Here is an 11993-nt window from a genome sequence, read left to right as displayed (position 1 = left end):
GGGTATCCGCGGAGGTTCCCGACGAACCGCAGGGACATCGGGCTGCAGCCCCCGGAAGGGAGGCCAGCACGGCGCCGGGGAACTGGTCTAGACCGCGCGGAGAGGTCAAGGTCACAGCCGCGTCCTCTGCTGCTCACCTGCGCTTTTGCCCTAGCATCCGAGCATGACGGTCCTGCCTGACGACGGGCTCTCGCTGGCCGCCGAGTTCCCTGACGCGACCCATGAGCAGTGGCAACGCCTGGTGGAAGGCGTACTGCGCAAGTCGGGCAAGGAAGCCTCGGGCACGGCAGCGGAAGACGCCCTGTCCACCTCGTTGGAGGACGGGCTCCGCGCCCGTCCCCTCTACACCGCGGACGACTCCGCACCCGAGCCCGGCCTCCCCGGTTTCGCCCCCTTCGTACGGGGTGGCCGCGCCGAGGGCAACACCCTCGGCGGCTGGGACGTACGCCAACAGCACACGACCGGCGACAACGCCGCGGTCCTCGGCGACCTGGAGAACGGCGTCACCTCGCTGTGGCTGGTCACGGGCGAGCGCGGCATCCCGGTCGCGTCGCTCGGCGCCACCCTCGACGGCGTCTATCTCGACCTGGCGCCCATCGCCCTCGACGCGGGCAGCGAAGTCGAGCCCGCGGCAGCCGAGTTGCTACGGCTGTACGAGGAGCGGGGCATCGCGCCCGAAGCCGCCCGCGGCACCCTCGGCGCCGACCCGCTGGGCTTCGCGGCCCGCACCGGCAACGAGGGCTTCCCCTTCGCGCCGGTCGCCGCCCTCGCCCGGCGCTGCGCCGAGGAGTACCCGGGGCTGCGCGCGCTGACCGTGGACGCGCTGCCGTATCACGAGGCCGGCGGTTCGGCGGCGCAGGAGCTGGGCGCCTCGCTGGCGACCGGTGTGGCCTATCTGCGCGAGCTGACCGAGGCGGGCCTGAGCGTCGAACAGGCCGTGGGGCAGCTGGAGTTCAGATACGCGGCGACCGCCGACCAGTTCCTCACCATCGCCAAGTTGCGCGCGGCGCGCAGGCTCTGGGCACGGGTCACCGAGGTCTGCGGGGCTCCCGGCGGGCAGACGCAGCACGCGGTGACCTCGCCGGTGATGATGTCCCGCCGCGACCCGTGGGTGAACATGCTGCGCACGACGGTCGCGACGCTGGCCGCCGGGGTGGGCGGCGCCGAGTCCGTCACCGTGCTGCCCTTCGACCACGCGCTGGGTCTGCCGGACGCGTTCGCGCGCCGGATCGCCCGCAACACCTCGACGATCCTGGTCGAGGAGTCGCATCTGTCCCGGGTGATCGACCCGGCGGGCGGCTCCTGGTACGTGGAGCGGCTCACGGACGAACTCGCCCACGCGGGCTGGGAGTTCTTCCAGCACATCGAGCAACAGGGCGGCCAGGCAGCCGCGTTGCGCTCCGGCAGCCTCCGCGAGGACCTCGCCGCGACCTGGGCGACCCGCAGCGCAAAGCTCGCCAAGCGCCGCGAACCCATCACCGGCGTAAGCGAGTTCCCGAACCTCGCCGAACGCCTCCCGGAGCGCGCCCCCGCCCCCACGGCCCCGTCCGGCGGCCTGCCGCGCGTGCGCCGCGACGAGGCCTACGAAGAGCTCCGCGCCCGCTCCGACGCCCATCTCGCGGCGACCGGCTCCCGGCCCCGGATCTTCCTGGCCGCGCTCGGCCCGGCCGCCGCGCACACCGCCCGCCTCACCTTCGCGTCGAACCTCTTCCAGGCGGGCGGCATCGAGCCCGTCACCGGGGGCGAGTTCGCGGGCAGCGGGGCCACCGAGGCCTGCCTGTGCTCCAGCGACGCACTGTACGAGGAGCAAGCGGCGTCGGTCGCCGGGGAGTTGAGGGCGGCCGGTGCCGGGCACGTGTTCCTCGCGGGCCGCCCCGGGCAGTACTCCGGTGTCGACGCCTATGTCTTCGCGGGCTGTGACGCCGTAGCCGTACTCTCCGCCACCCTCGACCGCATGGGAGTGTCCTGATGGCAGCGATGGGGCACATCCCCGACTTCTCCGGGATCGAGCTGGGAGCCCCGGCCACCCAGGCCGCCCCCGACGAGTGGCGTGACACCGTGAAGAAGGCGGCGGGCGGCGACGACCTCCTCTGGGAGACCCCGGAGGGCATCGCGGTCAAACCCCTCTACACGGGGCAGGACTTGGAGGGCCTGGACTTCCTGGCCACCTACCCGGGCATCGCGCCGTATCTGCGCGGCCCGTACCCGACGATGTACGTCAACCAGCCCTGGACGATCCGGCAGTACGCGGGTTTCTCCACGGCCGAGGAGTCCAACGCCTTCTACCGCCGCAACCTGGCGGCCGGCCAGAAGGGCCTGTCGGTCGCCTTCGACCTGCCCACGCACCGGGGTTACGACAGCGACCACCCGCGCGTGACCGGTGACGTCGGCATGGCAGGCGTGGCGATCGACTCGATCTACGACATGCGCCAACTCTTCGACGGCATCCCGCTGGACAGGATGACAGTGTCGATGACGATGAACGGCGCGGTACTTCCGGTGCTGGCGCTCTACATCGTGGCGGCGGAGGAACAGGGCGTACCGCCCGAGAAGTTGGCCGGGACCATCCAGAACGACATCCTCAAAGAGTTCATGGTCCGCAACACCTACATCTATCCGCCGAAGCCGTCGATGCGGATCATCTCCGACATCTTCGCGTACACCTCGCAGCGGATGCCCCGCTACAACTCCATCTCCATCTCCGGCTACCACATCCAAGAGGCGGGCGCGACAGCCGACTTGGAGCTGGCGTACACCCTCGCGGACGGCGTGGAGTACATCCGGGCGGGCCGGGCGGCGGGGATGGACGTGGACGCGTTCGCACCCCGGCTCTCCTTCTTCTGGGCGATCGGCATGAATTTCTTCATGGAGATCGCGAAGATGCGCGCGGCCCGCCTCCTCTGGGCCAAGCTGGTCAAGCAGTTCGACCCGCAGAACGCCAAGTCCCTCTCCCTGCGCACCCATTCGCAGACCTCGGGCTGGTCGCTCACGGCGCAGGACGTCTTCAACAACGTCACGCGCACCTGCGTGGAGGCCATGGCGGCCACCCAGGGCCACACCCAATCACTTCACACCAACGCCCTCGACGAGGCCCTCGCGCTCCCCACCGACTTCTCCGCACGCATCGCCCGCAACACCCAACTCCTCATCCAGCAGGAATCGGGCACCACGCGGGTGATCGACCCGTGGGGAGGCAGCGCGTACGTGGAGAAGCTGACGTACGACCTGGCCCGCCGCGCCTGGCAGCACATCGAGGAGGTCGAGGCGGCGGGCGGCATGGCCAAGGCCATCGACGCGGGCATCCCCAAGCTGCGCATCGAGGAGGCCGCGGCCCGCACCCAGGCCCGCATCGACTCCGGCCGCCAGCCGGTCATCGGTGTCAACAAGTACCGCGTGGAGACGGACGAGCAGATCGACGTCCTCAAGGTCGACAACTCCTCCGTACGCACCCAACAGATCGAGAAACTACGGCGGTTGCGCGCGGAGCGCGACGAACAGGCCACCCAGGACGCGCTGCACGCGCTGACCCGCGCGGCCGGCGAAGGCACCGGAAACCTCCTGGAGCTGGCGGTGAACGCGGCCCGCGCGAAGGCGACGGTCGGCGAGATCTCCGACGCGCTGGAGAAGGTCTACGGGCGGCACGCGAGCCAGATCCGTACGATCACCGGTGTGTACCGCACCGAAGCCGGCGACTCCCCGTCCGTAGAACGCACCCGCACCCTCGTGGCCGACTTCGAGGAGTCCGAGGGCCGCCGCCCCCGCATCCTGGTCGCCAAGATGGGCCAGGACGGCCACGACCGCGGCCAGAAGGTGATCGCCACCGCCTTCGCCGACCTCGGCTTCGACGTCGACGTCGGCCCGCTGTTCCAGACCCCCGGCGAGGTGGCCCGCCAGGCCGTCGAGGCGGACGTACACATCGTCGGAGTGTCGTCGCTCGCCGCCGGACACCTCACCCTCGTCCCGGCGTTGAAGGAATCGCTCGCCGAGGAAGGCCGCGAGGACATCATGATCGTGGTCGGCGGAGTCATCCCGCCCCAGGACGTCCCCACCCTCCTGGAGATGGGCGCGGCGGCCGTGTTCCCGCCCGGGACGGTGATCCCGGACGCGGCCTACGACCTCGTACAACGCCTGGCCGCCGACCTCGGGCACACCCCGTGATCGAGGTCGACACCTATGTGAAGGGCGTACTCGACGGCAAGCGGGCCCTGGTGGCCCGCGCCATCACCCTCGTCGAGTCGACCAAGCCCCAACACCGGGTCATGGCCCAGGAGTTGCTGACCGCACTCCTCCCGCACAGCGGCCAGGCCCGCCGGATCGGCATCAGCGGCGTACCGGGCGTCGGCAAGTCGACGTTCATCGACGCGTTCGGCACGCTGCTGACCTCGCAGGGCTTCCGGGTCGCGGTCCTCGCCGTGGACCCGTCGTCGACCCGCACGGGCGGCTCGATCCTCGGCGACAAGACCCGCATGGAACGCCTGGCCGTGGACCCGGCGGCCTTCGTCCGCCCCTCCCCCACCGCCGGCACCCTCGGCGGCGTGGCGAAGGCGACCCGCGAGTCGATCGTGGTGATGGAAGCGGCGGGCTACGACGTCGTCCTCGTCGAGACGGTAGGCGTAGGCCAGTCGGAAACGGCGGTCGCGAACATGGTCGACTCTTTCCTGCTGTTGACCCTGGCCCGCACCGGCGACCAACTCCAGGGCATCAAGAAGGGCGTCCTAGAACTGGCGGACGTCATCGCGGTCAACAAGGCGGACGGGCCGCACGAGCGCGACGCGAAGAGCGCGGCACGTGAACTGGCAGGCGCGCTGAGGCTGATGCATCCCGCCGACGCCAACTGGACCCCACCGGTGCTGAGTTGCAGCGCCCGAGAGGGCACCGGCCTCGACACGGTCTGGGAACGCCTCGAACAACACCGCTCACTGCTGGACTCCACCGGCCGCCTGGCTGCGAAGCGCAGCGAGCAGCAGGTGGACTGGACCTGGACGATGGTCCGAGACGAACTCTTGGGGAGGCTGCGCTCCGATCCGGCAGTACGTGCTCTCGGCCCAGTGCTGGAACAGCAGGTCAGGGACGGCGAGTTGACAGCAACGCTGGCCGCAGAACAAATCCTGCGCGCATTTGGCACGCCGCCCAACTGAACCGACCTGCTTTTAGGGGCGCGGGGCTGTATCGATTTGCGGCTCCGCCGCGTGGGCGCGACCAGCCCCCACCGGGCCGCAGACAAAAATCGACGCATCCAACCCCCACCCCGTAGGCTGGCCAACGCAGCTGGTTCGCCCCGTCACCCAGACGGACGCGTCGCAAGAGGGAACCCGGTGAAACTCCGGGACTGCCCCGCAGCGGTAAGCAGGAACGACCGCCGTCATACGCACTGGGCCCACACAGGACCTGGGAAGCGACGGCCAGTAGGTGACCCCCGGTCAAACGGAGGCCGTGCCCGCAAGTCCGAAGACCTGCCAACTGCCCGCACGCGAAGCATTCACGCGCGGAATCCCGGTGACCTCGTGGGCGGGTCGGCGTACATACGGGCGGTCACCATCCCCCGGTCTACGAACCTTCGCGCTCACGTCCCGACACCGGGATCCAGGGAGATATCTCGCGAAGGAGATTTCCGTGACACCGAAGTCCGCAGCCGCGGCAGCACGGGCAACCGTCTACGGCTACCCCCGCCAGGGCAAGGGCCGAGAACTCAAGAAGGCCATCGAGGGCTACTGGAAGGGCCGCGTCGACGCCGACGCCCTCCGAACCACCGCCACCGAACTGCGCCGCACGAACTGGCAGCACCTGACGGACGCCGGCATCCACGAGGTACCGACCGGCGACTTCTCGTACTACGACCACGTCCTGGACACCACCGTCATGGTCGGCGCGATCCCCGAACGCCACCGCACCGCCGTCGAACTCGACGCGCTGGACGGCTACTTCGCGATGGCCCGCGGCACGCAGGACGTGGCGCCGCTGGAGATGACGAAGTGGTTCGACACCAACTACCACTACCTGGTCCCCGAGTTGGGCCCGGACACCATCTTCACCTCCAACTCCACCAAGCAGGTCACGGAGTTGAAGGAGGCCCTCGCCCTGGGCCTGACCGCTCGACCTGTGCTCGTCGGCCCGGTCACCTACCTCCTGCTCGCCAAGCCCGCCCCCGGCGTGTCCGCGGACTTCGACCCGCTGACCCTGCTGGACCGGTTGCTGCCCGTGTACGCCGAGGTCCTCGCCGATCTACGGGCGGCGGGCGCGGAGTGGGTACAGCTCGACGAGCCCGCCCTGGTCCAGGACCGCACCCCGGCCGAACTGAACGCCACCACCCGCACCTACCGCGACCTCGGCGCCCTCACGGACCGGCCGAAGCTCCTGGTCGCCTCCTACTTCGACCGCCTCGGCGACGCGCTCCCGGTCCTCGCGAAGGCACCCGTGGAGGGCCTCGCGCTCGACTTCACCGAGTCCGCCGCCGCCAACCTGGACGACCTCGCCGCAGTGGGCGGACTGCCCGGCAAGCGGCTGATCGCAGGCGTGGTCAACGGCCGTAACGTCTGGGTCAACGACCTCACCAAGTCCCTTGCCACACTGGGCACGTTGCTCGGTCTGGCCGGCCGGGTCGACGTGGCCGCCTCCTGCTCACTGCTCCATGTGCCCCTCGACGCCGCCGCCGAGCGGGACATCGAGCCGCAGATCCTGCGCTGGCTCGCGTTCGCACGGCAGAAGACGGCCGAGATCGTCACCCTCGCCAAGGGCCTGACCCAGGGCACCGACACGATCGCCGCCGAACTCGCCGCACACCGGGCCGACTTGGCCTCCCGAGCGGGTTCCGCGCTCACTCGCGACCCCGCCGTACGGGCCAGGGCGGCCGCGGTCACGGATACCGATACCCGCCGCTCCCGACCGTACGACGAACGAACCACGGCGCAGCGCGCGCACCTCGGGCTGCCCCCGCTGCCGACGACCACGATCGGCTCGTTCCCGCAGACCGCCGAACTGCGTACCGCACGGGCCGACTTGAGGGCGCGGCGGATCGACACGGCCGGTTACGAGGAGCGGATCAAGGCGGAGATCGGCGAGGTCATCTCCTTCCAGGAGAAGACCGGCCTGGATGTCCTCGTGCACGGCGAGCCCGAACGCAACGACATGGTCCAGTACTTCGCCGAGCAACTGACGGGGTACCTCGCCACGCAGCACGGCTGGGTCCAGTCCTACGGCACCCGTTACGTCCGTCCGCCGATCCTGGCCGGGGACCTCTCCCGCCCGGAACCGATGACGGTCCGCTGGACGACGTACGCGCAATCGCTCACCTCGCGCCCGGTCAAGGGCATGCTCACCGGACCGGTCACCATGCTCGCCTGGTCCTTCGTCCGCGACGACCAGCCGCTCGGCGACACCGCACGACAGGTCGCCCTCGCCCTGCGTGACGAGGTCAACGACCTGGAGGCGGCCGGGACTTCGGTCATCCAGGTCGACGAACCCGCCCTGCGCGAGACCCTCCCGCTGCGCGCGGCGGACCGGGAGGCGTATCTCGCCTGGGCCACGGAGGCGTTCCGGTTGACCACCGCCGGGGTGCGGCCGGAGACGCAGGTCCACACCCACATGTGCTACGCCGAGTTCGGTGACATCGTGCAGGCCATCGACGATCTCGACGCGGACGTCATCAGCCTGGAGGCGGCCCGTTCGCACATGCAGGTCGCGCGGGAACTGGCCGAGCACGGCTATCCGCGCGAGGCGGGGCCGGGTGTCTACGACATCCACTCCCCGCGCGTGCCGAGCACGGCCGAGGCAGCGGCCTTGCTGCGCAAGGGACTTGAGGCCATTCCGGCGGAGCGGCTGTGGGTCAACCCGGACTGCGGTCTGAAGACCCGCGGCTGGTCCGAGACCCGCGCGTCCCTGGAGAACCTGGTGGCCGCGGCCCGCACGGTCCGCGAGGAGCTGGCCGGTTCCTGACCCAATGGTGGTGGGGCGGCCGGGAGGACACCCTGCCGGCCGCCCCCGCCCTGAGACGATGATCCGCACAGCCCGCAGAACTGGAGCGACGAAGTGACCAGCCGCATCACCTTGATCTCGCCGGCGATGAACCGCTCCCTGCGGGAGACCCGGTTCGACGACGGCAGTCCGCTCGACCCGAGCGGAGCGACTCGCGCCGAGTCCGTCGCGGGTTCGCTCCGCTCGGTCGACCGGGTGCTGGTTTCACCGACCGTGCGGTGCCGGGAGACGGCGTCCGCGCTGGGCCTCTCGGGCGTGGCGGAGGCGGAGTTGGCGGGGTTGGACATGGGGCGTTGGCGAGGGCTGACCCTCGATGAGGTGATGGCGCGGGAGCCGGACGCGGTGATGGCCTGGCTGACGGATCCGGATGCGGTGCCTCATGGCGGGGAGTCGGTGCGGGGGCTCTGCGAGCGGGCTGCGCGGTGGCTGGATGGGGCGGCCGAGTTCGAGGGCGGGACCCTTGCGGTGGTTGAGCAGGAGTTCGTGCGGGCCGTTGCGGTCACGGTTCTGGATGCGCCTGGGTCTGCGTTCTGGCGGCTCGATGTGCCCCCGCTGACTGCGACCGACCTCAGTGGGCGGGCCGGGCGGTGGAATCTGCGGCTTGGGCGGGAGCTGGGAGCCGAGGACCACTAGCACGCTACGGAAGTCACCTTCAGGGGTATCCCCACCCGGCTATACACACCGTATATACTCGCTGTGTATAGTCCCGGCATGCCATCACTGAACGCTCTGTGTAAGAAGAGGGAAAGACCCCGGGCCGGGTTGCGTGCCGTCGCCATGTTTGTGGCCGTTGGCGTGCTGGGTCTGGCGTCGAGCGGGTGTACCAAGCTCGACACGACCGCGCCGGCCACCGCTCGCGCCGAGGGCGTGTCGGCCACCGCGCGGGCCGGTTTCGGGGCGGTCGACTGCCGGGAGGTGAAGTGCATCGCGCTGACCTTCGACGCCGGGCCGAGCGAGAACTCGGCGCGGCTGCTCGACATCCTGAAGGAGAAGCAGGTCCTGGCGACCTTCTTCCTGCTCGGCAAGCGGCACATCGAGAAGTACCCGGAGCTGGTCGAGCGCATGGCCGCCGAGGGGCACGAGGTCGCCAGCCACACCTGGGACCACAAGATCCTGACCCGAATACCCCCCGCGCAGATACGTGACGAACTGGAGCGCACGGACAGCGCGATAGAGCGGATCACCGGCAAGCGGCCCACACTGATGCGCCCGCCGCAGGGCCGCACCGACGACGAAGTGCACAAGATCTGCCGGGAGTTGGGCCTCGCGGAGGTGCTGTGGAGCGTCACCGCCAAGGACTACGCGACCACCGACTCCGCCCTCATCACCAAGCGCGTCCTCGCCCAGGCCACCCGGGACGGCATCATCCTGCTGCACGACCTGTACCAGGGCACCGTGCCCGCCGTCCCCGGCATCATCGACGCGCTGAAGGAGCGCGGGTACGTGTTCGTGACCGTGCCGCAGCTCCTCGCGCCCGGGAAGGCGGAGCCGGGGAAGGTGTACCGCCCCTGAGTCACCAAGCCAGGTGCAGGGCGTACGGGGAACGGTGGATCATCGTCGGCCGCATGGTGACCGGACGGTCCTCCGCCAGCCGTAGACCGGGCAGGCGGGTCGTCAACTCCACCAGGGTGAGGCGGAGTTGTTCGCGGGCGAGTTGGGAGCCGGGGCAGCTGTGCACGCCGAAGCCGAAGGCGAGGTGGCGGTTCGGGGTGCGGGTGATGTCGAAGGTGTCGGCGCGCGCATGGCGCCTCTCGTCACGGTTGGCCGCGCCGAAGGCGATGAACAGCGGTGCTCCGGCGGGGAGTTCGGTGCCGGCGAGGACGAGCGGCCGGGTGGTGACCCTGCGGAAGCCCTGTAGCGCGGTGTCGTAGCGGGCCGCCTCCTCGATCGCGGCGGGGATGCGCTCGGGCTCGGCGCACAGCAGCTCCCACTGGTCCGGGTGCCGGAGGAGATGCAGGACGGTGGTGCCGATGAGCGCGGTGGTGGTGAGGTGACCGGCGATGAACAAGTTCTGGAGATGGGCGACGAGTTGGTGCCGGTGCTCCAGGGTGAGGTCGCCGCCGTCCGCCTCCTCGGTCACCGAGGCGATCAGTTCCGTACCGAGGTCTTCGCGGGGCTGTGCGTGCCGCTCCAGCACGTACCGGTCGAGGGTGTACTGCATCGCGACGACGTCCTCGGCCGCGGCGATCTGCTCGTCCTCCTCCAGCGGGCGGAAGAGCAACTCCTCGGCGCGGTGGCCGCCATGGACGACCCCGGGCACGTCGGCGGGGTCGAGGCCCACGATCCTCCCGACGACCTCGCCGGGGAGCCGCCTGGCGTACGCCGACATCAACTCGACGTGCCCGTCCTTGGCGAACGTGTCGACGAGGGCGGCGGCGCGCTCGGCGGCGTAGGGCAGGACGGCGGTGACGCGGGCCGGTGAGAGGCCGCGGACGATGGGCGCGCGCAACTGCTGGTGCTGCGCGCCGTCCGCGGTGACGACGACGGGCCGCCCGCCGAACCCGCCGCCGAGGACGGCGAGCGCTGCGGGCGCCGGCAGTACGTCGGGCCGTAGGGCCGGCGACGAGGAGAAGTCCTCGGGGCGGCGCAGGACTTCGCGTACGTCGGCGTCCCGGGCCACGAGCCAGGCGTCGAGTTCGGCGAGGTGCGTGAGTCCCTCGGTCTGCCGTGCCCGGGTGTAGTGCGGGTACGGGTCGCACTGCAAGTCGTCGAGCCTGGCGTGCAGTTCGCGGTCCACGGGACACCCTCCGGCCGGTTGCGTGATGCGGTGCGGTGCGGGTCGGGCTCATCGTGCCGTAGGGGTGTGCGGGTGCGGTAGGGAACTTCCGGGCAGGGTGGCCCAGTTGGTCAGAACACCACCGTCCACCCCTCCCGCGCGGCCTGCTCGGCGGTGTACGAAACGCCGTGCACCTTCAGGCCGTTCGCGTCTAGGAGGGTGATCTCGCCGCCCTGGTTGCCGAGTTGGACGCCGTCGGTGAGCGGGACGAGCAGGGTGGCGCCCGGGGCGAGGGGGCCGGGCGGTACCGCGCAGGAGTGGCCCAGCCGGTCCCGGACGCGCCAGCCGGTCGGGTCCAGCGGATCGGGCGAGGCGTTGAGGAGGGTGACGCTCTCCGGTTCGGGTGCCGGGCCGCGCGGGTTGACCAGGGCCGCTACGACGCGGACGGGCCGGCTGCCGGGGTCGGGGCGCGAACCGTCGGTGTCCTCCAGGGTGTGGCCGGTGGTGTCGTCGGTGTGCCAGGACTGGCTCTGGAAGGCGAGGAAGATGCCGACCCAGCGGGACTGTGCCGGGAAGTGGATGAGGAGGCCGCCGTCCTGCCAGACCCCGTCGTCGCCGCTGAAGCGGCGGCTGTTGCCCTGGTTCATGTGGATGTCGTGGACGCCGTTGCCGGGCAGGAAGCCGAACACCTTGTCCTTGACGGTCGGTTCGGGGCCGAAGCGCTCGCCGAAGACGTACAGCCGGGCCTCCAGGTCGTCCACCGCGCGTCGTACGTAGTGGTCGAGGAGGTCGGCGAGGTCGTTGTCGGGGCCGCTCGCGTCCGGCGGGAGCGTGCGCAGCTGTGCCGGGTCGAAGAGGTTGCCGCGCACGAAGTCGAGGTTCGGGCCGCCGGGTCCGGGCAGCAGGGTGTTCCAGCCGCTCGGGAGGCCCTCCAGGCGGGCGGTGACCGGGTGGTGGAAGTCCTCGCTGACGAGGTAGAGCAGCTCGGAGGGCCGCTCGGCGGACAGGACGTTGACCGCGGCCCGGAAATGCGTGCCCGCGTCGTCCGTGAGATGGATCTGGTAGTGCGGTGTACCGGCGGCGCCCTCGCGCCTCGTGTCCACCGCGCGCGTGATCAGTACGCCGTAGGCCTTCAGTGGCATGACGACCAACTCCCCCTGCGGGCAGGCGGGATGCCCGCCCATGGGAGAAAGCGTAGGGGGGAGGCGCCCGCTCCGGCCGGGACGCGGGGAAACTCGGGGCGGCCGTCCGGTGTACGTCCGCGTACCTGTGAACCGCTAGGCCAAGGGTGTGAGCCGCCGGTGAA

8 protein-coding genes and 1 riboswitch are annotated in these 11993 nt (G+C 70.6%); of the genes, 6 read left to right on the top strand and 2 right to left on the bottom strand.

Annotation, left to right across the window (positions count from 1 at the left end; genetic code table 11):
• The first annotated feature begins 163 nt into the window (after positions 1 to 163).
• From SPR02S_RS36030 to SPR02S_RS36005, 6 genes are all read left to right on the top strand, one after another.
• Entirely contained in the window at positions 164 to 1969 is a 1806-nt protein-coding gene (locus SPR02S_RS36030) for a methylmalonyl-CoA mutase family protein (protein ID WP_019061875.1), read from the top strand.
• Positions 1969 to 4158 (top strand): methylmalonyl-CoA mutase, encoded by a 2190-nt coding sequence (scpA, locus tag SPR02S_RS36025; RefSeq protein ID WP_019061874.1) that lies wholly within the window; start codon positions 1969 to 1971, stop codon positions 4156 to 4158. Before SPR02S_RS36030 ends, scpA begins: the two co-directional genes overlap by 1 nt.
• Positions 4155 to 5138 (top strand): methylmalonyl Co-A mutase-associated GTPase MeaB, encoded by a 984-nt coding sequence (gene meaB, locus SPR02S_RS36020; RefSeq protein WP_019061873.1) that lies wholly within the window; start codon positions 4155 to 4157, stop codon positions 5136 to 5138. The genes scpA and meaB overlap by 4 nt, the downstream gene beginning before the upstream one ends.
• 127 nt (positions 5139 to 5265) lie before the next feature.
• Positions 5266 to 5463: riboswitch (cobalamin riboswitch) on the top strand.
• A 150-nt stretch (positions 5464 to 5613) separates the two neighbouring features.
• Positions 5614 to 7932 (top strand): 5-methyltetrahydropteroyltriglutamate--homocysteine S-methyltransferase, encoded by a 2319-nt coding sequence (gene metE, locus SPR02S_RS36015; RefSeq protein WP_019061872.1) that lies wholly within the window; start codon positions 5614 to 5616, stop codon positions 7930 to 7932.
• A gap of 93 nt (positions 7933 to 8025) precedes the next feature.
• Positions 8026 to 8604, top strand: coding sequence for a histidine phosphatase family protein (locus SPR02S_RS36010; protein ID WP_019061871.1), 579 nt, complete (start codon positions 8026 to 8028; stop codon positions 8602 to 8604).
• A gap of 144 nt (positions 8605 to 8748) precedes the next feature.
• On the top strand, positions 8749 to 9483 hold the full coding sequence (locus SPR02S_RS36005) for a polysaccharide deacetylase family protein (RefSeq protein WP_019061870.1): 735 nt from the start codon (positions 8749 to 8751) through the stop codon (positions 9481 to 9483).
• Position 9484: 1 nt separating this feature from the next.
• Here SPR02S_RS36005 and SPR02S_RS36000 read toward each other — a convergent pair whose 3' ends face one another.
• A complete protein-coding gene (locus SPR02S_RS36000; RefSeq protein ID WP_019061869.1) occupies positions 9485 to 10708 on the bottom strand; it encodes a cytochrome P450 in 1224 nt (407 codons plus the stop codon).
• Between the two features lie 110 nt (positions 10709 to 10818).
• The gene (locus SPR02S_RS35995; protein ID WP_026151159.1) at positions 10819 to 11829 is read right to left on the bottom strand and encodes a DUF2278 family protein; all 1011 of its coding nucleotides are present in this window, start codon (positions 11827 to 11829) and stop codon (positions 10819 to 10821) included.
• Positions 11830 to 11993 lie beyond the last annotated feature (164 nt).

Source organism: Streptomyces prunicolor NBRC 13075 (assembly GCF_000367365.1).
Classification (GTDB): domain Bacteria; phylum Actinomycetota; class Actinomycetes; order Streptomycetales; family Streptomycetaceae; genus Streptomyces; species Streptomyces prunicolor.
This window is presented reverse-complemented; position numbering and strand designations above follow the sequence as displayed.